The sequence below is a fragment of the Klebsiella sp. CN_Kp075 genome, assembly GCF_040065055.2.
Taxonomy (GTDB): Bacteria; Pseudomonadota; Gammaproteobacteria; order Enterobacterales; family Enterobacteriaceae; genus Klebsiella; species Klebsiella aerogenes.
The window spans coordinates 43,113-69,567 of sequence record NZ_CM198050.1 but is presented as its reverse complement, the minus strand read 5'-3'; the positions used below and the strand labels follow the sequence as shown (position 1 = coordinate 69,567).

The following is a 26,455-nucleotide window of genomic DNA, read 5'->3' as shown; positions in this document are numbered from 1 at the left end:
CTTACTCCTGAGAAGGACGTGGGCGGGTAAAGAGACGCTTCACCAACACAAAGAACAGCGGGACGAAGAACACCGCTAGCAGCGTCGCCGTCAGGGTGCCGCCGATAATCCCGGTACCAATCGCCACGCGGCTGTTGGCCCCGGCGCCGGTAGCAATGGCCAGCGGCAGTACCCCGGCGATAAATGCCAGCGAGGTCATGACAATCGGGCGCAGACGGGTCTGCGCGGCGCGGATCGCCGCCCGCGAGAGCGAATAGCCCTCATCCACCGCGGATTCAGCGAACTCAACGATCAGAATGGCGTTCTTCGACGACAGGCCAATGGTCGTCAACAGCGCCACCTGGAAATAGACGTCATTACTTAAGCCGCGCAGCGTGGCCGCCAGCGCCGCGCCAAGCAGGCCTAACGGGATGACCATGATCACCGAGAACGGCACTGACCAGCTTTCATACAGCGCCGCCAGGCACAGGAACACCACCAGAATCGAAATGGCGTACAGGCTCATCGCCTGGCCGCTGGCCAGTTTTTCCTGCAGCGAAATACCGCTCCATGCCCAGGTGGAGCCCGCCGGCAGGCTATCGGCCAGTTTTTCCATTTTGTCCATTGCCGCCCCTGAGCTGAAGCCCGCGGCGTTTTCCCCCTGGATCTCAAAGGCGGCCGAGCCGTTGTAGCGTACCAGGCTTTCCGGGCCGTATTCCCAATGGGTGGTGGCGAACGCGGTGAACGGCGTCATGCTGTTATCGCTGCCGCGGACAAACCATTTACCAAGATCGGACGGCACGGCGCGCGCGTCGCTCTCGCCCTGGATATAGACCTTTTTCACCCGGCCGCGATCGATAAAGTCGTTGACGTACGTGCCGCCCCAGGCGCTGGAGAGCGTATCGGTCACGTCGCTGAGCGACAGCCCCAGCGAGACGGCTTTATTGTTATCGATATCCACCTGCAGCTGTGGCATTTGTGGCAGATCGTTGGCGCGAACCGACTGCAGTTCGCCGCTCTGATTGGCTGCGGCCAGCAGTTGGCTGCGCAGCTTCATCAGGCTATCGCGATCGGTACCCCCGCTGGCCATCAGCTCGAAAGTGAAGCCGTTACTTTGCCCAAGGCCATCCACCGATGGCGGCGTCATGGCGAACAGGGTGGCGTCGCGGATCGCGCCCAGCTCTTTGTTGGCGCGCAGCGCAATGGCCTGCGCGGTATTTTCGTCGCCTTTGCGCTGCGACCAGTTTTTCAATGAGACGAAGGCCATTCCGGCGTTCTGACCGCTGCCACTGAAACTGAAGCCGTCGACGGTGAAGATAACCTCGGTATTGGCTTTCTCTTTGGTGAGGAACCAGTCGGTCACCTGACGGCGCACCTCGGCGGTACGCACCGCCGTCGCCCCGGCAGGCAAGGTGTACTGGACCATGATTTCGCCCTGATCCTCCACCGGCAGGAAGCTGCCCGGCAGTTTCCACATCGCCAACGCCATCGCCCCGCAAATCAAGGCGTAAGCGCCCATCATCACCGCGCCGCGGCGTAGGCCGCCGAGTACGCGACGCTGGTAGCCATCTTCCGTACGCCCCCACAGGCGATTAAAGGCGCCGAAGAAACCTTTGTCATGAGGTTTGGAGTGGCTTAGCAGCGCGCCGCACAGCGCCGGAGTGAGGGTTAACGCTACCACCACCGACAGCATCATCGCCGAGATAATCGTCACCGAGAACTGGCGATAGATTACCCCGGTCGAACCGCCGAAAAAGGCCATTGGCAGGAATACCGCCGACAGCACCAGGGCGATCGCCACCAGCGCGCCGGAGATTTCGCCCATCGATTTTTCGGTGGCTTCGCGGGCGGGCAGCCCTTCGTCGCGCATAATCCGTTCGACGTTTTCCACCACCACAATGGCATCATCCACCAGCAGGCCGATCGCCAGCACCATGGCGAACAGCGTCAGGGTATTAATGGAGTAGCCGAACAGCGCCAGCACCCCAAAGGTGCCAAGTAACACGACCGGTACCGCTACCGCCGGAATGAGCGTCGCGCGGAAATTCTGCAGGAACAGGTACATTACGCAGACCACGAGAATAATCGCTTCAAACAGGGTCTGAATGACGTCCTCGACCGAGATTTTGATGAACTCGGTGCTGTCTTTCGGGTAGGCGATATCGTAGCCCTGCGGCATTTGACGCTGGAATTCAGCGATTTTGCTTTTCACCAGCGTTGCGGTATCCAGCGCGTTGGCGCCGGGTGCCATCATCACCGCAATCCCGGCTGCGGGGTGGCCGTTCAGATTAGCGGTAGCGGTGTAATCCTCGCTGCCCATCTCCACCCGCGCGACATCGCTCAGGCGCACCACCGAACCGTCGGACTGGCTCTTTACAATGATCGCTTTGAACTGGTCAGGTGTTTGCAGCCGCGACTGCGCGCGCACGGTGGCGGTCAATTGCTGGGCATTGGACGACGGTAGCGCGCCGATTTTACCCGCGGAAACCTGCACGTTCTGCGCCTCAATAGCCGACTGTACGTCGGAAGGCATCAACGAGTAAGAGGCGAGTTTGGTCGGGTCCATCCAGACGCGCATCGCGTATTCGGCGCCGAATACCTGCAGGCTGCCGACGCCCTCCACGCGCGCCAGCGGGTCCTGCATATTGCTGACCAGCCAATCGGAGATATCAGAACTGGTGGCGCGGTTGGTTTTGTCATACACCGCGAGGATTAACAGGAAACTGCTTTGCGATTTTTCTACCGTTACGCCAGATTGCTGTACTTCACTCGGCAGACGCGATTCCGCCTGCTGCACTTTATTTTGTACCTGTACCTGAGCAGTGTCCGGATCGGTTCCCTGCTCAAAGGTGACGGTAATACTCACCGTACCATCCGAACTGCTGGTGGAGGTGAAATAAAGTAAGTTATCCAGTCCGGTGAGCTGCTGCTCGATAACCTGGGTGACGCTGTTTTCCAGGGTTTCTGCGGAAGCTCCGGTATAGGTAGCGGATATTTTGACCGCCGGTGGGGCGACGTCCGGATATTGTCCCACCGGCAGCGTGCGGATCGCCAGCGCCCCGGCAAGCATGATAAGGATAGCGATCACCCAGGCAAAGACCGGGCGACGCACGAAGAAACGGGAGAACATCAGGCATTGCCTCCGTTATTTTTGACGGCAACGGCCTTCACCGCTTGTCCGGGGGACACTTTACCGGTGCCTTCGACAATCAGCTTGTCGCCCGCTTTCAGACCGCTCAGCACCAGCCATTTATCGCCGTAGGTATCGCCGGTTTGCACGGTACGCTGCTCAACGTTGTTGTCGGCATCGACAACCAGCGCCGTGGCGTCGCCTTTGGCATCGCGGGTGATACCCTGCTGCGGCGCGAGGATCGCGTCGTTCATGATGCCTTCATCGATACGCGCGCGGACAAACATTCCCGGCAGCAGGACATGCTGCGGGTTGGGGAAGATGGCGCGCAGGGTCACCGAGCCAGTGGATTCATCGACGGCGACTTCGGTGAGCGCCAAACGCCCTTTTTCGGGATAAGTACTGCCATCCTCAAGGGTTAACGTCACGCTGAGGGTATCGCTGTTGCTGGCCAGGCTCTGCCTGCGTAAACGCAGGAGATCGACACTGGATCGCGTCAGATCGACATACATGGTGTCGAGGCCGCGGATCGTCGCCAGCGCGGTATCCTGGTCGGCAGAGACCAGCGCTCCCGGCGTGACCGAGGAGATGCCGATGCGCCCGGCAATCGGCGCGGTGACGGTGGTCCAGTTCAAGTTGATGCGTGCGCTCTCGAGCGCCGCTTTTTTCGACTCCACGCTGGCCTTGTCCTGGGCGCAGGCGGAGGCAGCGTCGTCGGCATCCTGGCGAGAGACGCCGTTATCTCTGACCAACGACGCGTAGCGCTGGGCTTTCTGGCAATCAGAGACCACCAGCGCCTGCGCCTGCTTCAACGCGGCCGCCGCTTCGTTCCAGGTGGCGCGATAACTGGAGGGATCGATCTGGTAAAGGGCCTGCCCGGCCTTCACCATATCGCCTTCGGTAAACAGGCGCTTCTGAATGATGCCACCGACCTGCGGGCGCACTTCGGCGCTGAGCGAGGCGGTAGTGCGGCCAGTCAGTTGGCTGACCACCGGCACCGGATGGGCTTGCAGCGTAACAATTCCCACCTCCGGCGTGGGTTGTTGCGGCGCAGTTGTCTGCGCATTATCGCATCCGCTCAGGAGAAATAATGCTGTCGCGATGGGGGCTATGATGTGTTTCATTTTATTTTCTCAAGATGTAAGACGTCCCCCCGTGAATTAAATCGCGAGGAAAAGAGGGGCGCTGCGGCATTTTCGTCTTAATGGAAATATCGCAATGAAGCTTAGATGTTCCTTAACACTATTATTATTGTGGGGATTCTCAGCCCGCCCTTTCGAAAGTCATAGAAAGGTTATTTCGCTTACTTTGAAGGACAAAATTAAGACAAAAAATAATGGAGAAAATAAGAATATTTTGTGAAAGTCAGTAGAGGAAAATATAACGATAGCCTGTGCAACTGGAGAAACTTAATGGCTCTAATAATTACAAAAAGCATTAATCCCGACGATCAACAAGAATTGTTTGCCGGCCTACGGCAGTATAATCAGCAGTATCTCGACGCAGATCAGTTTGGCGATCTGGGCATTTACTCCCGCGATGAGCAAGCGGTAATGCGCGGCGGGCTTATCGCCAAACGCAAAGGCAACTGGCTATGTATCGAATACCTGTGGGTGAGCGAAACAACGCGCGGCAACGGTCTGGGCCGCGAGCTTATGCAGGAAGCGGAACAGCAGGCGCAGGCGTTGGGCTGCAGTCATTTGTTGGTCGATACCTTTAGCTTCCAGGCGCTGCCGTTTTATCAGAAATTAGGCTATCAGTTGCAGATGTCGCTGCCCGATTTCCCGCACGCGGGTATGCAACGCCATTATTTATCGAAGACACTGTAACGATAACCCCGGATTGCGCTGCGCTTATCCGGGCTACCCGACTGTGCGATTTGGTAGCCCGGACAAGGCGCAACGCGCCGCCTCCGGGAAAATCCCTGCGCCAGGAGAGTCATAACGCAGAAGCAGTGTCGGCATCTGAATTAACACCTTAACCGCCGACCCCGTGGCCCATTAACGCCAGCGCGTGGCTCACAATGGTCTGCCGGGTTACCGCCTGTAAACGCGGGTCGCTATGGATGCGCGAGAACGGCACCAGCACCAGGCTAATCACCGTGGTAAACAGCAGTTCCGGCGCCAGCGCCGGGTTAATTTTCCCCTCCTGCTGCCAGCGGCGAACCGTCTCCAGCATCACCTGAAAACGCTCCTCGCCGAAGCGCGCATCCATGTGCTGGCGCAGCATCGGCATCTCGCCGATGATCTCCTGCATCCACAGCGGCGCGAACCAGGCGTTTTGCTCCGCCATGTCCGCCAGGGTCTCAACCATCATCGTCAACGCCGTCACCGGATCCTGCGGATGGTCGACAAATATGCGGCTGATATCGTTGCGCAGCGGCATAAAGCGCTCTTCCAGCAAATTCTCAATCAGCGCTTCCCGCGACGTAAAATAGTAATTCAGCATCGCCGGCGTCACCCCGGCCTCTTTGGCAATGGCATTTAGCGACACGCGGGCCGCGCCGTGACGAGCAAACAGCGCCAGGGCGATATCGATCAACTGCTCGCGGTTAGCGGTTCCCGGCTTTTTACCGCGTGGCCGACCGGGGCGGCGCGGCGCTTCATTAGCTTTTTGTGCTGGCATATGCTGGCGATCTCTTGACCCGATTCATCATTTCCCTAAATATTAATTATGCATTTAATTAATTTCAAGCGAGTGATGCAATGACATCTGAAGTCGCAAGCCAACCGGCGCCGTCAATCCGCCTGCTGTTCAGCGCCCTGCTGCTGGTGATGCTGCTGTCGGCGCTGGACCAGACCATTGTCTCCACCGCCTTGCCTACTATCGTTGGCGAGCTCGGCGGGCTGGATAAACTCTCGTGGGTGGTCACCGCCTATATCCTCAGCTCGACCATCGTAGTGCCGCTGTACGGTAAATTCGGCGATCTGTTCGGGCGTAAAATCGTGCTGCAGGTGGCGATCGTGTTGTTTCTTGCCGGTTCCGCGCTCTGCGGGCTGGCGCAGAACATGACGCAATTGGTTCTGATGCGCGCGCTACAGGGGCTCGGCGGCGGCGGCCTGATGGTGATCAGCATGGCGGCGGTCGCCGACGTTATCCCACCTGCCAACCGCGGACGCTATCAGGGGCTGTTCGGCGGCGTCTTCGGCCTGGCGACGGTTATCGGCCCGCTGATCGGCGGCTTCCTGGTACAGCACGCCTCGTGGCGCTGGATTTTCTATATCAACCTGCCGCTGGGTCTGTTCGCGCTGCTGGTCATCGGCGCGGTATTCCACAGTAGCAACAAACGTAGCCAGCATCAGATTGACTGGCTGGGGGCGATTTACCTCAGCATGGCGCTGTTGTGCATCATCCTGTTTACCTCGGAAGGCGGCAGCGTCCATGCGTGGAATGATCCGCAGCTGTGGTGCATTCTGGCCTTCGGCATCGTGGGGATCATCGGTTTTATCTACGAAGAACGGATCGCCGCCGAGCCGATTATTCCGCTGTCGCTATTCCGCAACCGTAGCTTCCTGCTGTGTAGTCTGATTGGCTTTGTTATCGGCATGTCGCTGTTCGGTTCGGTCACTTTCCTGCCGCTCTATCTGCAGGTGGTGAAAGAGGCGACGCCAACCGAGGCCGGGTTACAGTTAATCCCGCTGATGGGCGGCCTGCTGCTGACCTCCATCATCAGCGGCCGGGTGATTAGCCACACCGGGAAATACCGGATTTTCCCGATTATCGGTACCCTGCTCGGCGTGACCGGCATGGTGCTGCTGACCCGTATCACCATTCATTCGCCGATGTGGCAGCTCTATCTGTTTACCGGCGTGCTCGGCGCGGGCCTGGGGCTGGTGATGCAGGTACTGGTGCTGGCGGTACAGAACGCGATGCCGGCGCAGATGTACGGCGTCGCCACCTCCGGTGTGACCCTGTTCCGCTCAATTGGCGGCTCCATCGGCGTGGCATTGTTCGGCGCGGTCTTTACCCATGTGCTGCAAAATAACCTGCAGAAACTGCTGCCGGAGGGCGCGGTGCTGCCGCCAGCCATGAATCCGGTGGCGGTACAGCATCTGCCAGCGGCGATCCGTCTCGATTATCTCGACGCCTTCGGCGCGGCGATCCATGCGGCGTTCCTGATGGCGGCCTGCATTATGGCCGTCGCGTTTGTCCTTTCCTGGCTATTGAAGGAGGCGCCGCTGAAAAGCGCGGCGCATTAAGCGGCCCCGGCAATACGCAGCAAGGACTGGCGCAGCGCCGGCGCGGCAAAGTCGATAAATTTCCGCAGCTTAAGCGGCGCCAGCTCCCGCGCGGTATATAACAAATGAACCGGCGCGGGCTCCGGCTCGACGCTTTCCAGCAGCAGACGCAGTTCCCCGCAGCGCAGGCCATCCAGCGCCTGATAGTGCAGCAAGCGGGCCACCCCAACGCCCAGCCGGGCGGCATCGGCGGCGCTCTCCGGCGTGGTGACGGCCAACACCGGCGGCAGATTAATCAGCTGATCTTCCCGTTCAACGGCGCGAAAGCGCCAGCCGCGATAGGGCATCGGCGATTCAATACGGATGATCGGCAGCGCCGCCAGATCGCGCGGACGCTGCGGTTCGCCGTATTTCGCCAACAGCGCGGGATGGGCGCAGGCTACAATGCGCATCGCGCCCAGCCGGGTGGCCACCATGCTGCTATCAGCCAGTTCACCAATCCGTACCGCCAGATCGATATGGTCGCCGACCAGATCGGCATTACTGTCGCTGAGTAACAAACGTACGCGAATTTGCGGATAACGGGCGATAAATTCACTAATGACTGGCAGAACGTGCTGGCGACCAAACATGGTCGGCGCGGAGATCACTAGCTCGCCCTTCGGCTCCTGGTATTCACCCGTTGCCCGGCGTTCGGCGTTTTCCACCTCTTCGAGGATCCGCCGCGCGGCGGCGACATAATCGACGCCGGCATCGGTGAGGGTGAGTTTACGGGTGGTGCGCGTCAATAAACGGACTCCCAGCGCGCTCTCCAGCTCGCCGATATTACGGCTCACGGTAGTCAACGGCGTATTCAGCGCCCGCGCCGCCGCCGACATACTGCCCAGTTCAGTGACTTTCACCAGCAGCGCCATAGCGCTTAATCGGTCCATTATTCTCCCGCTTTTCGGAAAGATGATTACCAGATAAGCAGTATTATCATTTTTCACAGCACAGTCCATGATAGCCCCCTACCTTCAGGAGGCGTTATGGCAGCAACCTTTCTCGATATCGCTATCACCCCGGATGTCATGGATGTGCAACATGAAATGGGCAGCGACCAGCTGTGGCAAACGCCGCACAGCCGCCGTCAGGCGGATCGCTTCGGCGCCAGCGAAGAGGGGATGATCGCTACCCGCGACAGTTTTTATCTGGCGACGGTGTCGCAAAGCGGCTGGCCCTACATTCAGCATCGCGGCGGCCCGCCGGGTTTTCTGCGCCTGCTGGATGACACCACGCTGGCCATGGCCGATTTCGGCGGTAATCGCCAGTACATCACCACCGGCAACCTGCGCGGCAGCGACCGGGCCTGCCTCTTTTTGATGGATTACCCGCGCCGTGCCAGGCTGAAAATCTACGTCACCGTCGAGGTGCTGGCGGCGGAAGAGCAGCCTGAGCTGCTGGCATTAGTGACGCCGACAAACTATCGCGCCCGCATCGAACGCCTGTTTCGTTTTCATCTGCAGGCTTTTGACTGGAACTGCCCGCAGCACATTACGCCGCGCTACAGCGCACAGCAGGTCGCGGAATACAGCCAGAGCCTGCAAGAGCGTATTCATGAACTGGAGCAGGAGAATCAGCGCCTGCAGCAACAATTATCCCCAAAAGGAGAGTTTTGATGAGCGAACAACGTCCCCCGTTACCGCCGTTTACCCGCGACAGCGCCGTGCAGAAGGTGCGCGCCGCCGAAGATGGCTGGAACAGCCGCGATGCGCAAAAAGTCGCGCTGGCTTATACCGTGGATAGCGAATGGCGCAACCGCAGCGAATTTGTCCACGGACGGGGGCAAATCGTGGCGTTTCTGCAGCGAAAATGGCGTAAAGAGCTACAATACCGGCTGATTAAGGAGCTTTGGGCGTGGCAGGATAATCGCATCGCCGTACGCTTTGCCTACGAGTGGTGCGACGACAGCGGCAACTGGTTTCGTTCATACGGCAATGAAAACTGGCAGTTTGATGAGCACGGGCTAATGTCCACGCGCTACGCCTGCATCAACGATTTGCCGATCGCGGAAAGCGAGCGCCTGTTCCACTGGCCCCAGGGTCGCCGCCCTGACGATCATCCGGGGCTAAGCGAATTGGGACTGTAAACAGGCGCGCGACGACGGGTTAATCGGCTTTCGGGAAGTCCACTACCGTGTCGTTAACCCGGTTCACCATGTTGGTGAACAAGATGGCGCTGACGGCGCTGATGATCTCAATCACCTGCTGGTCGCTAAAACCGGCGTGACGCAGCGCGGCGACGTCCGCTTCCGGCAGCGTACCGGTGGTGGTCACCAGGGTTTGGGCGAATTTCACCAGCGCGTCCAGGCGCGCATCTTCCGTATACTCGCCGCGGCGCAGGGCGTGGATTTGCTCGCCGCTGAAGCCCGCTTTTTTGGCCATCAGGGTATGGGCGGCCAGGCAGTAATCACAGCCGGTCGCTTCGCTGACCGATAAATTAATCGCCTCCAGCTCCTGCGCGCTGAGGCTGCTTTTATGCAGCATCGCGTTGTGCGCCAGCGCCTGCTGCAGCGCCGCCGGCGAGTGGCCGCCGATGGTCAGATAGGCATTCGGCACTTTACCCATCGCTTTTTTAATTCCGGCGAAAATATCGGCGGCTTTACCGGTGGCATCTTGTTCACGGATATCGGCTAAACGGCTCATGGTGTACTCCTGTTATTTGAGGGTATGTTGTGGCAATGGAGACATCTTAGTGGTCGGCGACGTGCTAGACTGGCGCTCTTCGTCTCATTTTTTTGTCTTATCGTCTCAGGAGTCGCATGGATAGTTTGAGCCATCTGTTGACGCTGCTGGCCCCGCGTTGCGAAGTGAATCTGCATTGCCGTTTCGGCGGCCGCTGGCAGGCCGGACACGATCAAATGCGAGCGGGCGTGGTGCCGTGGCACTTTGTGTTGCGCGGCGAAGGGCGCCTAACCGTCGGTCATCAAACCCGCCACATGCGCGCCGGCGACGTGATCCTGCTGCCGCACGGTTCGCCGCATCTGATGGAGAGCCTGGTGGAGTGGGGTCAGGTACTGCCCGTCGCCCATCGCTTTAACGGCACGCTAACGGAAGTGCGTACCGCCGTGGAAAGCGACGCGCTGGAGATGCTGTGCGGCGAGTTTTACTTCGGCCCGCACGTCAACTGGCTGTTCGCCGAAGAGTCGGCGCTGATCCATTTACATACCGATGAGCGCGAAGATTGCCCGGAGCTGGATATTTTGCTTAACGTGCTGGTACGCGAAAGCCTGGCGGAACATCCCGGCGGCAGCGCTATCGTGCGCAGCCTTGGCGATACGCTGCTGGTGCTGCTGTTACGTACCCTGCTCGGCGCGCAGGAGCCGCCGGGCGGCCTGTTGCGCCTGATGAGCGATACGCGGCTGATGCCGGCCGTTCTCGCGGTGCTGGCCGCGCCGGAACAGCCGTGGACTATCGAGAGCATGGCGGCGCGGGCGTTTTTATCGCGCGCCACCTTCGCCCGCCATTTTGCCCGCGTCTATCATCTGACGCCGCAGGCGTGGCTGTCGCAGCTACGGATGGCGATGGCCGCTCGCCTGCTGCATCTCGATCGCCAGGCGCGGCTGGAAGTGATTGCCGAACGCTGCGGTTTTCAATCACAGGCTTCATTTGCGAAAACCTTTAAAAAACACTACGGCATGACGCCGGGCGAGTGGCGTCGGCAGTAAAGCGCGCGCCGCGTCATCACCGTGCTATGATTCCTGCTTTGCGCTATTTCACGCGAGGGAAAAATGGGTTCCAGCAAAAGAGGGATGTTGAACGTATTGATCGCCGCGGTCCTGTGGGGCAGTTCCGGGGTCTGCGCGCAGTACATTATGCAGCAAAGTCAGATGTCATCGCCCTATCTGACCATGATCCGCCTGCTGTTCGCCGGGCTGATTTTGCTGATGCTCGCTTTCGTTCACGGCGACAAAATTTTCCGCGTCATGCAAAACCGCAAAGATGCCCTTAGCCTGCTGTTTTTCTCGCTGGTCGGCGCGTTAACCGTGCAGTACACCTTCCTGATGACTATCGAGAAGTCGAACGCCGCCACCGCCACGGTGCTACAGTTTTTGTCGCCGACGATTATCGTCGCCTGGTTCGCGCTGGCGCGTAAGGCGCGGCCTAGTCCCTTTGTGCTGCTGGCGATTGGCACCTCGCTTGCCGGCACCTTCCTGCTGGTCACCCACGGCAACCCGACCTCGCTCTCCATCTCGCCGGCGGCGCTGTTCTGGGGGATCGCTTCTGCCTTCGCGGCGGCGTTTTATACCACCTATCCCTCAACGCTTATCGCCCGCTACGGCACACTGCCGATCGTCGGCTGGAGCATGCTGATTGGCGGGGCGATGCTGTTGCCGTTTTATGGCAGCCAGAGCGCGAACTTTGTGGTGAACGGCCGTCTGCTGCTGGCGTTTTTCTATCTCGTGGTGATCGGCACCTCGCTGACTTTCAGCCTGTATCTCAACGGCGCTCAGAAAATTGGCGGCGCAAAAGCCGGGATCCTCAGCTGCGCCGAGCCGCTGAGCAGCGCCCTGCTCTCTCTCTTGCTATTGGGCATTACCTTTACTCTGCCGGACTGGCTGGGGACGCTGTTGATTCTCTCTTCGGTCATTCTTATCGCGGTGGATTCCCGGCGGCGGGTACGCGCGGCGTAATAGCAATCGTCTGATTTTAAACAACAAAAAATGTCTAACATTTGCGCAATTCACCTGCTGCGCATATAGTTGACTGAAGCGAAAAGTGAAGGAGAAGCGCCATGAAAGCGTGTTGGATGTTGTGTCTGGTTACTGCTCTTAGCGCCAGCGCGGCGTGGGCCGAATCGCCGCTGCAAAGCCTGCAGTTTGAGCAGCAAAAACAGCAAGTGTTGAAAGCGGTGAAGGAAAAATGCGCCCCGGCGAGCACCCTCAGCGATAACGATTTCGCCAATAAAATCCTCGCCTCGAAAGACAACCAGAGTTACGTTCGCGAAGCGACGCTGGCGAAAGAGCGCAATAATCAAAAAGGCTATCTGGCCGCCATTGATAAAATTCGCTGCCCGGGTAAATAACCCGCAGTGATGCAGGCGGATATTCATATGTTTAAAGTACTACCCCACCGCCTGCAGCACTGTCACGACGTGGCGCTCAGCATGAGCAAAGCCAGCACTATGCAGTTGCAACAGTTGAAGGCACAGCTTGCCGCAGAAATGGGGGCGCCTGTAGGAATCCATACCATGGGGATCCCGGCAGCATTTAGCACGCTCGGAATAACTATCAGTCTTGCTATTCCGCAGTTGTGGTTAGGCTACTGCATCCTGAGCGTACTCCATCAGCCTGCCGAAAGCGTGTTTGCGTGGGTAGTGCTGATTTCGTTGCTGATCGCTGGTATCAACGGCATCACGATGTTTATGATCGGCAAAGGCAGCATGCGCGCCGTGCGAGTGCATATTATGTTAGCGGTGATGAGTCTGGTATTAACGGTGGTCTACCTGCTTTACGCACTGAGTGACGCCTCTTACCCGGGAGTTAATCTAACAGCGGCACTGGTGGGCGTCATTATGTTGCTGCTCAGCGGCGTCTGTATCCATTCCACCGCCTTTTATAAGATGCTGTTGTTCACGCTGCATAACCGCGCGTGGCGCCAGTTAATCAAACTCACGCGCTAAATGCGCGACCCGTAACCTGGCCCGATATTAGGGAATAATTAAGTCGCCGCGCAGCAGGCTGCCGCCGGGCTGCGGGCTTTTGCCGATCAGCCAGTTGACGATCCGCGAAGCCATCGCATCCATCGAATACTCAATCGCCGGGATGGTCGGAATACCCGGCATCTGCAGCGAACCCGCGAGACTGAAGACCATTACTTTTTCCGGCACCGCGCGGTTAAACGCCTGCAGCTGCGGCACTACCCGCTGCGCCTGCAGTTCATCACTCACCAACAGCGCATTAAAGTTCAGGGTAGTGGCGTTATTCATCAGCTCCTGCACCGCCACCGACGACGAGGGGCAGTCCAGGAAGACCAGGTTGCGATTAAACGGCAGGAAGTTCTTTTCCAGCGCATGCTTATAGCCCAGCAGCACCTGGTCGGCAAAGCCGCTCCCCTGCGGATGGATCAGCGCAATCTGCCGCCGCCCCTGATTAATCAGATAATGACAGGCAGTTTCCGCGGCGAAGGCGTGATCAAACTGAATACTGTTCTCGCCATCGCTTTCCAGACAATCAATCAGCACCACATCGGGGCGCTCGATCTGCAGCGGAAAGCGCGCGCCGATGATCAGCACGTCATCGCACAGGCCACAGGTAAGTTCATCCAGCGCACTTAATACGTCGCCGCGGTTATTGGCGAAGCGCAGCAGTAGATGTTTCTGATGCTGGCTGAGCTGTTTTTCCAGGGCGTAGAGATAGCTGGTGGTCTGATTGATGTTGTCCTGCGCGCAAATCACGCCGATACAGCCCGTCGACTGGCTCAGTAAGGATTGGGCAATCATATTGGGCCGGTAGTTAAGCGTTTCCGCCGCCTGCAGCACCGCCTGGCGGCTGGCCTCTTTTACCCCGCGCGAACCGCTCAGCACGCGCGAAACCGTGGCTTTCGATACCCCGGCTAACCGTGATACATCATTGATTGTCGACATCTTTTTTCCCCTGGCAGGCGCGGTTAGGCCCCTGTAACGCTGTGTCCTGAATCGCTTCAATTATAACCAGCGGCAGTATAGCCGTTTCCTTTTTTATTTGGAAACCGATTTTCCATTTCGGCAAAAAACCACGCCAAATCGACATTATTTTGTGAGCAAAATCTAATTAGTAAGGCCGCTAACGGTGAGTTATTGACCGCGCTCACAGTTCTGTTTTTTATAAATGGAAACCGGTTTCCGTCTGATATCAAATCATCCTCGCAATAACTTTTTACATATGAGGAAAGCCGTCGATGTACAAGATTATGCTGTGCTGCTCCGCCGGAATGTCCACCAGCCTGCTGGTGAGGAAAATGGTGGATGCCGCAAAGGAACGCGACCTGCCGGTGCAGATTGACGCCTATGGCGTTGCCGAATTTGATATGCAGTTTCCGCAATACCAGGTGGTGCTGCTTGGCCCGCAGGTCAAATACATGCTGAAAATGCTTAGCGAGAAAGCCGCTCCCCTGAATATTCCCGTCCAGCCTATCGATACGATGGATTACGGAATGCAGCGGGGAGATAACGTTCTGAATTATGCCCTGTCGCTGATCGCCGCGGCGCACTAAGAGGTGTTCAAATGAGTTCTCTGTATCAGTCGATGATTGCCGTGATCGAGCAGTCTATTACTCCGCTGGCAGGACGCCTTGGGCAACAGAAATATGTAATCGCCATCCGCGATGGCTTTACCGCCGCATTGCCGTTCATGATCATCGGCTCTTTCATGCTGGTATTTATCTTTCCGCCTTTCTCGCCGGAGACCACTAACGGTTTTGCCCGCGGCTGGCTGGATTTTTCCCAGCAGTACCGTGAACAGCTGATGTTGCCGTTTAATCTCAGCATGGGCGTCATGACCTTCTTTATCTCGGTCGGCATCGGCGCCAGCCTCGGACGCCAGTTCCAGCTCGATCCGGTCATGTCAGGCCTGCTGGCGTTTATGGCCTTCCTGCTGGTCGCCGCGCCCTATGCCGATGGCAAAATTTCTACTCAGTATTTATCCGGCCAGGGCATTTTCACCGCGCTGATCACCGCCCTCTACTCCACCCGCGTTTACGCCTGGCTTAAGCAAAACAACGTGACCATTCGCCTGCCGAAAGAGGTGCCGACCGGCGTCGCCCGTTCATTTGAGATCCTCATTCCGGTACTGGTGGTCATCGGTACTCTGCATCCGCTCAACCTGTTCATTGAAGCGCAAACCGGCATGATCCTGCCGCAGGCGATTATGCATCTGCTGGAACCGCTGGTCTCCGCTTCCGATTCGCTGCCGGCGATTCTGCTGTCGGTGCTGATGTGCCAGATTTTCTGGTTCGCCGGTATTCACGGCTCGCTTATCGTCACCGGCATTATGAACCCGTTCTGGATGGCCAATCTGTCGGCAAACCAGGCGGCGCTGGCGGCCGGCGCGGCGCTGCCGCACGTTTACCTGCAGGGCTTCTGGGATCACTATTTGCTGATTGGCGGCGTCGGTTCGACCCTGCCGCTGGCCTTCCTGCTGCTGCGTAGCCGGGTCACGCATCTGCGGACTATCGGCAAAATGGGCATCGTGCCGAGCTTCTTTAATATCAACGAACCGATTCTGTTCGGCGCGCCGATCATCATGAACCCAATGATGTTTATCCCCTTCGTCTGCGTGCCGATGGTTAACGCGGTGCTGGCTTACGGCGCAACCCGTCTTGGCTGGCTGAGCCAGGTGGTGTCGCTGACGCCGTGGACGACGCCCGCGCCGATTGGCGCCTCGTGGGCGGCTAACTGGACCTTAAGCCCGGTGGTGATGTGCGTTATCTGCATGGTGATGTCGGCGGTGATTTATCTGCCATTCCTGCGTGCCTATGAGCGTTCATTAATAAAGAATGAAGTGGAAAAGGCGAAAAGCGTCGCAGCTGTCGCCGGAGCCGTTAGCCAGTAATTATTGTCTTACCTGAAAATATGAATTTATGCGGAAAAGGGATTTTCGCCAAATGACCTGATTATAAACTCAATAACCTCAGGAAATATTATGATCTATTTTCTAATAAATTAATCACTCTGTATTAGTCGTTAAATTTCGCCACTGAGAATAAGATATTTATTCTCCGGCGTAGCTGTACCCTGAAAAAAACAAATCAGCTTATTTTGGTTATTTTTATTTTAACCAGAATGGGGCGGTTATTGTCTGCATATATTAATTATTAAAGTGAGATAACCATGAATACAGTTAAAAAGCTGCCATTGGCCATGGCGGTTATCGCCGCGCTGTGCCCAATTTCCGTACTGGCGCAGGAGTTTACCCAGGAGCAGATCGACGCCATCGTCGCGAAAGCCGTCGATAAAGCGCTGGCCGACCGCCAGGCCAAAATCGACGCCGCCGCCAATAAAAAAGTCGACGTGATGACCAACCCGCAAACCACCGCGGCTTCGCCGGATCTGGCGATCCCTTTCGGCCTGAAATTTAGCGGTTACGCCCGCTATGGCGCCCACTTCCAGACCGGCGACCAGAAATATGTCGGCGTCGACGGCTCCTATAACGGCGCCTCGGCGATCGGCCGTCTCGGTAATGAAAGCAACGGCGGCGAATTCCAGATCAGCAAAGCGTTCAAAAGCGCGCAGGGGGCCATCTGGGATCTCAACGTCATGTTTGACCACTGGAGCGACGAGGTTAACCTGAAAAAAGCCTACGTCGGCGTCACCAACGTCCTCGAATCTAACCCCAACGCCTATATCTGGGCCGGTCGCGACTTCCACCAGCGCCCACAACAGGGGATCAACGACTACTTCTGGATGAACCACGACGGCCAGGGCGCCGGGGTGAAGAACTTCGATATCGGCGGCGTGCAGTTCGACGTGGCGACGGTGTCGCAGGTGAAATCCTGTAGCCCGGAAGTGATGGCCGACGAGACCAACCCGTCGCGCATCACCTGTACCGGCAGCTCCGATACCGGCGACAACGGCCACTACGCGTTGACCACCAAAACCCACAACATCAAGGCCGGGCCGATCGACGTCGAGGTATATGCCAACTACGGCTTTGACTCAAAAGCGGTGGACAGCGACGCGCGCCTCGATGCCTGGCAGGGCGGGCTGGTACTGAGCCATAGCAATGACAGCGGGGTGAACAAAGTTATTCTGCGCTACTCCGACAACTCGGATAACAGCGTCTACAACAAGACCGATGACCTGACCACGGTCTACGCCAGCTTCGAGGGCAGCCATAAGTTCACCCAGCAGGCGCAGATCGAGTATCTGCTGGCCTTCCACGATTACGACAACGGCAAGGACAATACCGATAACCGTAAAAACTACGGCGCGATCGTCCGGCCAATGTACTTCTGGAACGACGTTCACTCGACGTGGCTGGAAGCGGGCTACCAGCGCGTTGACTACGACCAGGGCGGGGATAACCACGGCTGGAAGCTGACGCTGTCGCAGAACATCGCCATCGGCATGGGGCCCGAGTTCCGCCCGATGCTGCGCTTCTATGTTACCGGCGGCCAGGTGGATAACGAGCACACCGCGAAGGTCAACGACACCAGCGACGAGCGGCTGGATTCGTTAAACATCGGCGGCATGTTTGAGGCATGGTTCTGAGGCAATAACCTGTGTCCGCATTTATGCCGGATAGCGGCATAAATGCCTTATCCGGCCTACGGTCCGTGCGGCCTGCCTTTAATTTATTCACCATGCTGGCTGAAACTGCCGCTGTTGGCGGCCTCAAAATCCCCGGTGGCGCTGCCGCTTACCGGGGCTACAGCGCTGAGGCAATCCGATTCCCGGCTAGCGCTACGCTGAGCCGGGCTACAGCTCCGGGTACAAATTATCTCTGGCTTAATCGGCGGGCGATGCGCTCAAGCTTCATCATCAACAGCAGCGTGACGCCCACCAGCACAATGGTCAGCGCCGAGCCATCGGCGATATTACCGCGATCGGTGAGGCTGAAAATGGCCACCGGCAGCGTCGTCCAGCCCGGCGGATAGATCATCACCGTTGCCCCTAGCTCTCCCATCGACAGCGATAGGCTCAGCGCCAGCGCTGAAATCATCCACGGCGTCATCAGCGGCAGCGTCACATGGCGCAGGCGATACCACGGCGAAGCGCCCAGGCTTGAGGCGACGTTTTCAATATCGGCGGAAATCCGCGCCAGCCCGGTCGTTACGTTGCTGAAGGTAAAGGCGGAAATCAGTACAAAGTGCGCCGCCAGAACGATAAAGAAGGTACCGTTCATCTGCAGCGGCCCCTGACTAAATGCCACCAGAATGCCCAGTCCGACGGAAACCGAGGGGATAGCGCTGGGCAGATAAAACGCCAGACCAAGATATTTCTGTAACTTCGCGCCATACTGGCGCAGCGCCAGCGCCGCCCACATCCCGCACAGCAGCGCTAGAAGGCTGGCGCAGAAACCCACCATCAGGCTCGAAAACAGCGAATCCCACGCCGCGCCGCGAAAGGCGTTAACAAAGTGGGCAAAGGTAAAGCCGGTGGGCAGCAGGCCGTTCCATTGTTTACTCAGGCTGGAGAGCAAAATCACCGCCAGCGGCAGCAGGAAAACGCCGGCAAATAGCGTCACCGCCAGCGCGCCCGCCGCCGCGCGGCCTTTACGCGACCAAATCAACATCGTTAACTCCTTACGCCAGTGCGCGCCGCCGCCAGCCGATAGAGCATAAACAGCCCCAGCGACAGCAGAATATTAATCAGCGCAATCATGCAGGCCACGCTGTAATCCGACTCCAGAATCGCCTTGCTGTAGACCATCATCGGCAGGGTATTAACTCCTTTGGCGCCAATAAACAGCACGATACCGAACTCGTTAGTGGTCAACAGCAGGCAAAGGCTGCCGCCCGCCATCAGCGCCGGTAGCGCCGCCGGGAAGATAACCTGGGTAATCACCCGTAACGGGTGAGCGCCGAGAATACTCGCCGCTTCCAGCTGGCTCTTATCTATCTGCCGCAGTCCCGCCATCAACGGGCGCATCACCAGCGGCGTAAAGACGGTGATCTCCGCCAGAATCACGCCGTTGATCGAATAGAGAAAGTCCACCGGCGGCAGCTCAAAAGCAAACAACGACATCAGGGTGCCGTTGAGCAGCCCCGCCGAGCCGTAAATAAAGGTGAATGCGAGGGTAATCAGGAAGGTCGGCAGCGCGATAAACGTATCAATGACCCGGCTCACCAGTTGGCTGCCGGGGAACGGAATAAACACCAGAATCAGCGCCAGCACGCTGCCGAGTACCAGGCAGCCAAGGGTAGCGAACACCGCAATCTGTAAGGTATTGAGCAGCGCGCCAATAAAGCGTTTTGAGTCAATCACCTGCCAGAAAGTTTCGAGGCTTAGATTGCCGCTGGCGTCACGTAATGCCTGTTCGGCGATCAGCAGTAGCGGATAGAAAAATAGCGTCGCCAGCACCAGCAGCGGCAATGCCAGCCACAGGTAAGGCCGTAAGTTTCGCGCCGGACGCGCAAGCGTTAGGGTTTGCGCCATTATTGCACCTCGATCAGAACCGCATCGCCAGGTTCGAAGTAGAGCGCCAGCTTGTCCCCCGCGCGCGGCAGTGGGTTCACGTGGGTCATGACGATCCGCACCGCTTCGCCGGCGACGTCGCACAGCAGATGCGTCAGATCGCCCTGCCAGTGTATCGAGGTCAGGGTGGCGTTGAGACGATTACTCATCGCTGAACGCGGCGCCAGGCTCATGTGCTGCGGGCGAATGCATAACAGCTTGTTGTTGCCATGCAGGCCGCCCCGGCTGAAGGCGTTAATCAGGCCGCCGCCGCAGCTCACGCTAACCAGCCCCGGCTCGGTACTGTCCTTCAGCGCCGTCGCCTGCAGGATATTGGCGCGGCCGAGGAATTCGGCGCTAAAGCGGTTCGGCGGATAGTGGTACAGCTCGTGCGTTTCACCGTGGGCAATCAGCGAACCGTCTTTCATGATGCCGATTTTATCCGCCAGAGTCAGCGCTTCGGTCTGATCGTGGGTGACGTAGAGAATGGTCAGTTCCGGCAGTTCGCGATGCAGACGGGCAATCTCTTCCACCATGTTATGACGAATTTGCGCATCCAGCGCCGACAGCGGTTCATCAAGCAACAGTACCCGAGGACGCACGGCAATCGCGCGGGCTATCGCGACGCGCTGCTGCTGGCCGCCGGAAAGCTGATGCGGGTAGCGGGTGGCGTAATCCGCCATACCGACGATTTTTAAGGCTTCAGCCACCCGCTCGGCGATAAGCGCCCTGGGCTGCTTTTGCGCCCGCAGGCCGAAGGCGACGTTATCTTCTACCTTCATATGCGGAAACAGCGCGTAGTTCTGCACCACCATCGCCAGCCCGCGTTGATACGGCGGCAGCTGGGTGACGTCAGTATCGCCGATCACAATTCGACCGCCAGCCGGTTGCACAAAACCGGCGATCGCCCGCAGCACCGTGGTTTTCCCGGAACCGGAAGGGCCTATCAGCGCCAGTACCTCACCGGGTTCAATGGTCAATGACAGCGGTTTTAAGACCACGTTGCCGTGGTATGAAACGCGCAGCGAGTCCAGGGTGATCCCGGAAGTCCCCGCCAGCGACGGGGAAGGAGTGACGGTGGTTTTCATCAACATCAGGTTTACTCGCTATCGGTCACTTGGTGCCAGCGGGCAATGTCAGCCGACAGCGATACCGCGACATCATCCCAGTTCGGCTCCCAGCTCTTTACGCCGTCGAGCGCCGCTTTCGCCGCCTTAAAGTTAGCGTCATCCGGCGCCACGTCGCTGCGTACCGGCAGGCCCCAGGAGCGCGCGCTGACGCTGGATTGCGCCGGTTTATCCAGCAGGAAATTGATCAGCTTCTTGCCGTTTTCGCTGTTCGGCCCGTTCTGCACCAGCCCGATGGTGTAGGGCAGCGCCAGCGCGCTGCGCTCGCCTTTGTCATCCGCCGGCCAGAAAATTTTAACGTTCGGGTTACGCGCCATCTGCGACAGGTTCATCTGCAGATCGCCATTGGCGACGTACAGCTCGCCTTTGTTGACCAGCGCCGTCAGCTTGCCGGTCGAGGCCGATGGGCCAACATTATTGGCCTGTAGCTTACCCAGATACGCAAAACCGGCGTCTTTACCGCCGAGGCTGTGGAACGCCTGCAGCATCACCGCGGTACCGTCGCCCGCCTGCCCCGGCGTGGAGTACTGCAACTTGTTCTTGTAGCGGCTATCCAGCAGATCCTGCCAGCTGGCCGGCGCGCTTTTCAGCAACTGGCCGTTATAGATAAAGGTCAGATAGTTGTTCACCAGCGGCGCGTAGCGGTCGTTAGCGCCGGGGATCTGCGCGCTACCTTGCGGGGTAAAGGTTGCCAGCAATTGCTCTTTCGCGGCGCGCTGGATAAACGGCGGCACCGTGACCAGCACATCAGCCTGTGGATTGGTACGCTCCTTCGCCAGACGTTCAACGATCGCGCCGGAGCCGCCTTCCACATACTGCACTTTGATGCCCGTCGCTTTGGTGAAGGCGGCGAACTGGCTCTGATACCAGCTGTTATCGCCGTCATGCAGGCCGTCGGCGGAGTAAACCGTGACGACGCCGTCTGCCCAAACCGGAGAGCTGGTCAGCGCGAACAGGGACAGCAGAGCAAGTCGGGAGAGTTTCATCGTATAAGCCTCATCGGATAGTCAGTTATTCTGGTGTAGACCAGATTTGCCTTCACGCTACCGGGGGTTTATGACAAAACGATGAAAGAAGTGTGTCGAAAGAGTTAAAACGAGGGGAAGTGCATAGCCCCGGCACGCGCTAGCGCCCCGGGGAGATCAAAAAATTTAACCAATAAAATCAATGGGTATCAACTTCGATCCGCAGGCTGTCATGCCGCCAGTATTCAATATCGTAATCGAGAATACGCCCGTGTTGATCGTAATTCAGCCGGCGCAACAGCAGCGCCGGGCGCCCTTCCATCACCCCCAACGCCTCTGCGGCCTGCGGCGGCATTGAGGTGGGATAAAACGACAAATGCATACTGGTATAGATCAGGTCGTACTGAGTTTGATAAATCTCGGTCAGACTGCCGTTGAGATCGTGGCGCAGCAGCTCAGGCACCCGCGCGGGCAGGCAGTGGTTTTCGCAGTAGCACACCGGCCGGCCGTCGGCATAGCGCAGACGCGTCAGCAGGTAAACCTGATCGAAGGGCTGCAGCGCCAGCGGGGCCATCACGTCCAACGGCACGGCGGTTAAGCGTCCTTCAAGCAGCACCGTTTTCGGTTCGCGCCCCTGCTCGAGACACAGCTTGTGGAAGTTGGTATTTTGCGTCGGATCCAACCACAGACGCTCCGGCGTCACGAACCAGCCGCGGCGGTCGGCGCGGTAAATCACGCCGCTGGCCTCCAGTTGCGCCAGGCTCTCGCGTACCGTAATCCGGGTCGTGTTGAACAGCGCGCACAGTTCGCGCTCGGAAGGCAGCTTATCGCCGCTTTTCAACGCGCCGTTTTGAATACGCGCCTGCAGCTGCGCCTTAATCATCAGGTATTGCGGCATCTCGCCAGAGGGTGATTTCATGTTTACTCACTGCCACTTTTCGTGCGCTCATTATACATAGCCAGATGAATTTTTTGTTGCAGCGCCACATTTCCTTTGACCCTGCCCCGGCTTTGTCTCCATGATAAATATAAATCTGGTATAGACCAAATGGTGAGACAAATGACTTCACGGAACTACCTGCTGCTGACCCCCGGCCCGTTAACCACCTCCCGTACGGTGAAAGAGGCGATGTTGTTCGATAGCTGTACCTGGGATGATGATTACAATCTCGGCGTGGTACAGACCATTCGCCAGCAGCTGGTGCAGTTGGCTACCCCGGCCGACGGTTATACAGCGGTGCTGCTGCAGGGTAGCGGCAGCTACGCGGTCGAAGCGGTACTCGGCAGCGTCATAGGCGAACAGGGCAAAGTGCTGATCGTCAGCAATGGCGCCTATGGCGCGCGTATGATTGAGATGGCGCAACTGATGGGTATCGCCTGCCACCCTTACGACTGCGGCGAAGTCGCACGCCCTGATGCGGCGGCGATCGAACAGATCCTGCAGAACGACCCGGCGATCACCCATATCGCGATGGTACATAGCGAAACCACCACCGGCATGCTGAATCCGATCGACGAGGTGGCCGAACTGGCGAAACGGTACGATAAACGCTATATCGTCGATGCGATGAGCAGCTTTGGCGGCATTCCGTTGGATATCGCCGCGCTGAATATTGATTACCTGATAAGCTCCGCCAACAAATGCATTCAGGGCGTACCGGGCTTTGCCTTCGTGATTGCCCGCGAAGCGGAGCTGGCCGCCTGCAAAGGCCGTTCACGCTCGCTGTCTCTGGATCTGTACGCCCAGTGGCGCTGCATGGAAGATAACCACGGTAAGTGGCGCTTCACCTCGCCGACGCATACCGTGCTGGCCTTCGCCCAGGCGCTGAAAGAGCTAGCGCAGGAAGGCGGCGTCAGCGCCCGCCATCGGCGTTACCGCAACAACCAGCGCCGGCTGGTCGCCGGAATGCGCGCACTCGGCTTCCGGCCGCTGCTCGACGATAGCCTGCACTCGCCGATTATTACCGCCTTTTATTCACCGGATGCGCCGCAGTACCGCTTTCACACCTTCTACCAGAAGCTGAAAGATCAGGGCTTCGTTATCTATCCGGGCAAAGTATCGCAAAGCGACTGCTTCCGCATCGGCAACATTGGCGAAGTCTACGACGCCGATATCACCGCCCTGCTGGCGGCTATCGACAACGCCATGTACTGGAAACAATAAGGAACCGCCATGAACCGTATTAGCGCACTGATCCTTGACTGGGCAGGCACCACCGTAGACTTCGGCTCTTTCGCCCCGACGCAAATTTTCGTCGAGGCCTTCCGCCAGGCCTTCGATATTGAGATCACCCTTGAAGAGGCCCGCGTGCCAATGGGGCTTGGCAAGTGGCAGCACATTGAGGCGCTGGGCAAACTCCCTGCTGTCGATAGCCGCTGGCAGGCCAAATTTGGCCGCGCGATGACTGCCGCCGATATCGATGCGATCTATGCCGCGTTTATGCCGCTACAAATCGCTAAGGTTGTCGATTTTTCCGCACCGATTGCCGGCGTTGTCGACACCCTCGCCGCGCTGCGCGCCGAGGGTCTGAAGATTGGCTCCTGCTCGGGTTATCCGCGCCCGGTGATGGAAAAGCTGGTACCGGCCGCCGCCGCCCAGGGCTACGCCCCGGACCACTGGGTCGCCACCGATGATCTTGCCGTCGGCGGTCGTCCGGGCCCGTGGATGGCGCTGCAGAACGTGATTACCCTGGGCATAGACGATGTGGCCCACTGCGTGAAGGTCGACGACGCCGCACCGGGCATCAGCGAAGGGTTACATGCCGGAATGTGGAGCGTCGGCCTGGCGGTGTCCGGTAACGAATTCGGCGCTACCTGGGAGGAGTACCAGGCGATGTCGAAAGAGGAAATCGCCACCCGTCGCGAGCGGGCGGCAGGCAAACTGTATGCCGCCGGGGCTCACTATGTGGTTGATACCCTGGCGGATCTGCCGGAAGTGATTGCCGACATCAACGCCCGGCTGGCAAAAGGCGAACGGCCGTAAGCGGGTTAATTCACCTTCACTTTGGTCGTCACCAGCAAGCCGGTAAACAGCATTAATATTCCTGACAACACCAGCGGCGACAGCATCCCTAAGTGGTCGAGCGCAACACCGCCGACCGCGGCGCCGCAGGTGTTGGCAAGCTGGATCACCGCCACCTGAATCGACCCGGCTTTTTCCGCCTGATCGGAGAGCGAACGGGTGATCCACGTTGACCACCCCACCGGGATCAGCGCAAACGCGAAGCCCCAGATAATCGCCACCGTCGAGGCGACGATTTTGCTTTCTCCCCACAGTACCAGCGCCGCCGCGCAGGCTGTCAGCACCAGCGGCGAAATCGCCAGCGCCGCTTTGACCGAGCGCTTCAGCACTACCGAGGAGAGCGAGGTGCCGATAAAGCTGGCGATACCAAAGCTCAGCAGCACCAGCGTCAGGCCGTCGACGTCAAAACCGGCGAGGGTCATGTAAACCGGGCGAATATAGGTAAAGAAGGCGAACTGTCCGGCAAAGGCCATGAAAATGGCGCACATCCCGGCCATCACCCCCGGACGCTTCAGCAGACCAAACATATTTTGCTGCTGAGCCGCCGATTCACCCGGCAGCGACGGCAGCGCTTTCAGCACCCAGAGCGTACACAGCACGCCCATCACCGCCGCGCCGTTAAAGACGTTGCGCCAGCCGATAAGCCCGCCAAGGAAACTGCCCAATGGGGCGGCGATCACCAGCGCGATTGATACCGCGCCGAAGATAATCGATAGCGCTTTCGGCACCACGCGCATCGGCACCAGACGCATGGTCAGCGATGCCGACATCGCCCAGAAACCGCCGAGCGCCAGGCCCAGACAGGCGCGTCCCAGCAGCAGCAGGGTGAAGCTATCGGCAAACGATACCAGCAGGCAGGATAGCGTCAGCAGCAGCGAAAACAGGATAACCACGTAGCGGCGATCGGTTTTGCCGATAACCGTGGTGATAAACAGACTGGAAAACATCGCGACGAATGCCGTCGTCGTCACCGACTGCCCGGCCATCCCTTCGGAGATGCCTAAATCCAGCGCCATCGGCGTTAACAGGCTGACCGGCAAAAACTCGACGGTAATCAGGCAGGCGACGCAGAAAGCAACCGCGAAGACCGCCGACCAGTTTGGCCGCGCGAGATCGCGTGCATGGGGTTTGGTTTCATTTGAATGACTCATGAGTGACCTGCGAAGAAAGTGGCGGAAAGCTGCGCAGTGTAACATTTTGTATGTGACGTACTTAACGTTTTCGCAACTCTTCTCGCTTTTCATAACGTACTATAAAAGCGTAGCCTGAGAATACAGGCCTCGTCATTCTGCCGGATGGCGCTTACGCTTATCCGGCCTACAAGTGACGAGTGCGTAAACCGTAGGCCGGATAAGGCGCAGCCGCCATCCGGCACACAAAAGCGATGAACCACAGGCCGGATAACAATGAGATCAGTGCAGCCAGTGCACGCCGTCTTCCGGGAGAAACAGGTCGTTATAGCGCTGCTGTAGGTTATGTAAATCGCTCACTTCCGGGTCCAGCTCGCGCAGAAAACCTTGCGCCAGGCGGATCTGCGCGTCGGTAATCGGCGCCGCTAATCGCGCTTTTTGCATCAGGCGATACCAGTAATGCAGGTTTTTTTCGCTGGCGTCGACAATCGCCACCTGCCAGATGAGCAGCACCTGCGCGGCATTCTGCAGATGTGCTTCATTCGGCCGCTCCAGGTAACGCAAATACTCATTACCGGCGGTTTTTCCCAGCTGATCGATCATCGATTCCAACGGAACAGGCGTAATGCCAAGGCGTTCGCTCAGGCGACGAATCGCGCGGCGTGAATCAGAGGTAAGCACCCGAAATCCCACAACAAATACCACTATCAGGGTGGCCAGTCCTATCCAGATCATGCATCCTCTCATCCAATCGCAGCCTCACTATCATAATGGGAATTTGCCTGCTGTCGA

General features: G+C 58.2%; 26 protein-coding genes. 13 read left to right on the top strand and 13 right to left on the bottom strand.

Annotated features, from left to right (window positions below; all coding sequences use genetic code 11):
• Position 1 precedes the first annotated feature (1 nt).
• Positions 2 to 3,109, bottom strand: a complete 3,108-nt coding sequence (eefB, locus tag ABLV78_RS00330; RefSeq protein WP_047047595.1) for a multidrug efflux RND transporter permease subunit EefB — start codon at positions 3,107 to 3,109, stop codon at positions 2 to 4.
• Positions 3,109 to 4,233: a multidrug efflux RND transporter periplasmic adaptor subunit EefA gene (eefA, locus tag ABLV78_RS00325; RefSeq protein WP_047047594.1), complete on the bottom strand. Its 1,125-nt coding sequence runs from the start codon at positions 4,231 to 4,233 to the stop codon at positions 3,109 to 3,111. Before eefA ends, eefB begins: the two co-directional genes overlap by 1 nt.
• A 288-nt stretch (positions 4,234 to 4,521) precedes the next feature.
• Between eefA and ABLV78_RS00320 the strand changes: the two genes are divergently transcribed.
• Positions 4,522 to 4,938, top strand: coding sequence for a GNAT family N-acetyltransferase (locus ABLV78_RS00320; protein WP_047047591.1), 417 nt, complete (start codon positions 4,522 to 4,524; stop codon positions 4,936 to 4,938).
• Between the two features lie 148 nt (positions 4,939 to 5,086).
• Here ABLV78_RS00320 and ABLV78_RS00315 read toward each other — a convergent pair whose 3' ends face one another.
• A complete protein-coding gene (locus tag ABLV78_RS00315) occupies positions 5,087 to 5,734 on the bottom strand; it encodes a TetR/AcrR family transcriptional regulator (RefSeq protein WP_032709455.1) in 648 nt (215 codons plus the stop codon).
• An 80-nt stretch (positions 5,735 to 5,814) separates the two neighbouring features.
• On the opposite strand from ABLV78_RS00315, the gene ABLV78_RS00310 reads away from it, so the two are divergent.
• Positions 5,815 to 7,308: an MDR family MFS transporter gene (locus tag ABLV78_RS00310; protein ID WP_047047588.1), complete on the top strand. Its 1,494-nt coding sequence runs from the start codon at positions 5,815 to 5,817 to the stop codon at positions 7,306 to 7,308.
• On the opposite strand, the gene ABLV78_RS00305 is transcribed toward ABLV78_RS00310, so the two are convergent.
• Positions 7,305 to 8,276, bottom strand: coding sequence for a LysR substrate-binding domain-containing protein (locus ABLV78_RS00305; protein ID WP_165430616.1), 972 nt, complete (start codon positions 8,274 to 8,276; stop codon positions 7,305 to 7,307). The genes ABLV78_RS00310 and ABLV78_RS00305 overlap by 4 nt on opposite strands.
• Positions 8,277 to 8,315: 39 nt before the next feature.
• Between ABLV78_RS00305 and ABLV78_RS00300 the strand changes: the two genes are divergently transcribed.
• Both ABLV78_RS00300 and ABLV78_RS00295 read left to right on the top strand, forming a co-directional pair.
• Positions 8,316 to 8,945 (top strand): pyridoxamine 5'-phosphate oxidase family protein, encoded by a 630-nt coding sequence (locus tag ABLV78_RS00300; RefSeq protein ID WP_015703862.1) that lies wholly within the window; start codon positions 8,316 to 8,318, stop codon positions 8,943 to 8,945.
• Entirely contained in the window at positions 8,945 to 9,415 is a 471-nt protein-coding gene (locus tag ABLV78_RS00295; RefSeq protein ID WP_015369090.1) for a nuclear transport factor 2 family protein, read from the top strand. Before ABLV78_RS00300 ends, ABLV78_RS00295 begins: the two co-directional genes overlap by 1 nt.
• A gap of 19 nt (positions 9,416 to 9,434) precedes the next feature.
• Here ABLV78_RS00295 and ABLV78_RS00290 read toward each other — a convergent pair whose 3' ends face one another.
• Positions 9,435 to 9,971, bottom strand: coding sequence for a carboxymuconolactone decarboxylase family protein (locus tag ABLV78_RS00290; protein WP_015369089.1), 537 nt, complete (start codon positions 9,969 to 9,971; stop codon positions 9,435 to 9,437).
• 116 nt (positions 9,972 to 10,087) lie between these two features.
• Here ABLV78_RS00290 and ABLV78_RS00285 point away from each other — a divergent pair, with 116 nt between their 5' ends.
• From ABLV78_RS00285 to ABLV78_RS00270, 4 genes are all read left to right on the top strand, one after another.
• The gene (locus ABLV78_RS00285; protein WP_047047585.1) at positions 10,088 to 10,993 is read left to right on the top strand and encodes an AraC family transcriptional regulator; all 906 of its coding nucleotides are present in this window, start codon (positions 10,088 to 10,090) and stop codon (positions 10,991 to 10,993) included.
• Positions 10,994 to 11,056: 63 nt separating this feature from the next.
• Complete coding sequence (locus ABLV78_RS00280; RefSeq protein WP_015369087.1) at positions 11,057 to 11,959, top strand: EamA family transporter; 903 nt, start codon at positions 11,057 to 11,059, stop codon at positions 11,957 to 11,959.
• A gap of 101 nt (positions 11,960 to 12,060) precedes the next feature.
• Positions 12,061 to 12,351 (top strand): YicS family protein, encoded by a 291-nt coding sequence (locus tag ABLV78_RS00275; protein WP_045390509.1) that lies wholly within the window; start codon positions 12,061 to 12,063, stop codon positions 12,349 to 12,351.
• A gap of 27 nt (positions 12,352 to 12,378) precedes the next feature.
• The gene (locus ABLV78_RS00270) at positions 12,379 to 12,948 is read left to right on the top strand and encodes a hypothetical protein (protein ID WP_047048044.1); all 570 of its coding nucleotides are present in this window, start codon (positions 12,379 to 12,381) and stop codon (positions 12,946 to 12,948) included.
• Between the two features lie 27 nt (positions 12,949 to 12,975).
• On the opposite strand, the gene ABLV78_RS00265 is transcribed toward ABLV78_RS00270, so the two are convergent.
• Positions 12,976 to 13,911 (bottom strand): LacI family DNA-binding transcriptional regulator, encoded by a 936-nt coding sequence (locus ABLV78_RS00265; protein WP_047047582.1) that lies wholly within the window; start codon positions 13,909 to 13,911, stop codon positions 12,976 to 12,978.
• 293 nt (positions 13,912 to 14,204) lie between these two features.
• Between ABLV78_RS00265 and ABLV78_RS00260 the strand changes: the two genes are divergently transcribed.
• The 3 genes from ABLV78_RS00260 (at position 14,205) to ABLV78_RS00250 (ending at position 17,514) form a co-directional block, all read left to right on the top strand.
• Positions 14,205 to 14,519, top strand: coding sequence for a PTS sugar transporter subunit IIB (locus tag ABLV78_RS00260; protein ID WP_015369080.1), 315 nt, complete (start codon positions 14,205 to 14,207; stop codon positions 14,517 to 14,519).
• 11 nt (positions 14,520 to 14,530) lie between these two features.
• On the top strand, positions 14,531 to 15,856 hold the full coding sequence (locus ABLV78_RS00255) for a PTS sugar transporter subunit IIC (protein WP_047047579.1): 1,326 nt from the start codon (positions 14,531 to 14,533) through the stop codon (positions 15,854 to 15,856).
• Positions 15,857 to 16,134: 278 nt separating this feature from the next.
• Positions 16,135 to 17,514, top strand: a complete 1,380-nt coding sequence (locus tag ABLV78_RS00250) for a carbohydrate porin (RefSeq protein WP_165430615.1) — start codon at positions 16,135 to 16,137, stop codon at positions 17,512 to 17,514.
• 226 nt (positions 17,515 to 17,740) lie between these two features.
• Here ABLV78_RS00250 and phnV read toward each other — a convergent pair whose 3' ends face one another.
• The 5 genes from phnV to phnR all read right to left on the bottom strand — a co-directional run bounded on the left by phnV (position 17,741) and on the right by phnR (position 22,430).
• Positions 17,741 to 18,538: a 2-aminoethylphosphonate ABC transport system, membrane component PhnV gene (gene phnV / locus ABLV78_RS00245; protein ID WP_047044682.1), complete on the bottom strand. Its 798-nt coding sequence runs from the start codon at positions 18,536 to 18,538 to the stop codon at positions 17,741 to 17,743.
• A gap of 2 nt (positions 18,539 to 18,540) precedes the next feature.
• Complete coding sequence (gene phnU, locus ABLV78_RS00240; RefSeq protein WP_047044680.1) at positions 18,541 to 19,401, bottom strand: 2-aminoethylphosphonate ABC transporter permease subunit; 861 nt, start codon at positions 19,399 to 19,401, stop codon at positions 18,541 to 18,543.
• The gene (gene phnT / locus ABLV78_RS00235; RefSeq protein WP_047044677.1) at positions 19,401 to 20,513 is read right to left on the bottom strand and encodes a 2-aminoethylphosphonate ABC transport system ATP-binding subunit PhnT; all 1,113 of its coding nucleotides are present in this window, start codon (positions 20,511 to 20,513) and stop codon (positions 19,401 to 19,403) included. Before phnT ends, phnU begins: the two co-directional genes overlap by 1 nt.
• 5 nt (positions 20,514 to 20,518) lie before the next feature.
• The gene (gene phnS / locus ABLV78_RS00230; RefSeq protein WP_047044674.1) at positions 20,519 to 21,532 is read right to left on the bottom strand and encodes a 2-aminoethylphosphonate ABC transporter substrate-binding protein; all 1,014 of its coding nucleotides are present in this window, start codon (positions 21,530 to 21,532) and stop codon (positions 20,519 to 20,521) included.
• A gap of 178 nt (positions 21,533 to 21,710) precedes the next feature.
• Entirely contained in the window at positions 21,711 to 22,430 is a 720-nt protein-coding gene (gene phnR / locus ABLV78_RS00225; RefSeq protein WP_015369072.1) for a phosphonate utilization transcriptional regulator PhnR, read from the bottom strand.
• Positions 22,431 to 22,571: 141 nt separating this feature from the next.
• On the opposite strand from phnR, the gene phnW reads away from it, so the two are divergent.
• Positions 22,572 to 23,675, top strand: a complete 1,104-nt coding sequence (gene phnW, locus ABLV78_RS00220; RefSeq protein WP_047044671.1) for a 2-aminoethylphosphonate--pyruvate transaminase — start codon at positions 22,572 to 22,574, stop codon at positions 23,673 to 23,675.
• Between the two features lie 9 nt (positions 23,676 to 23,684).
• A complete protein-coding gene (gene phnX / locus ABLV78_RS00215; protein WP_025713848.1) occupies positions 23,685 to 24,494 on the top strand; it encodes a phosphonoacetaldehyde hydrolase in 810 nt (269 codons plus the stop codon).
• A 5-nt stretch (positions 24,495 to 24,499) separates the two neighbouring features.
• On the opposite strand, the gene nepI is transcribed toward phnX, so the two are convergent.
• Together nepI and ABLV78_RS00205 are read right to left on the bottom strand one after the other, a co-directional pair.
• A complete protein-coding gene (gene nepI / locus ABLV78_RS00210) occupies positions 24,500 to 25,684 on the bottom strand; it encodes a purine ribonucleoside efflux pump NepI (protein WP_047044668.1) in 1,185 nt (394 codons plus the stop codon).
• A 261-nt stretch (positions 25,685 to 25,945) separates the two neighbouring features.
• Positions 25,946 to 26,398 (bottom strand): DUF1198 domain-containing protein, encoded by a 453-nt coding sequence (locus ABLV78_RS00205; protein ID WP_047044665.1) that lies wholly within the window; start codon positions 26,396 to 26,398, stop codon positions 25,946 to 25,948.
• Between the last annotated feature and the right edge of the window lie 57 nt (positions 26,399 to 26,455).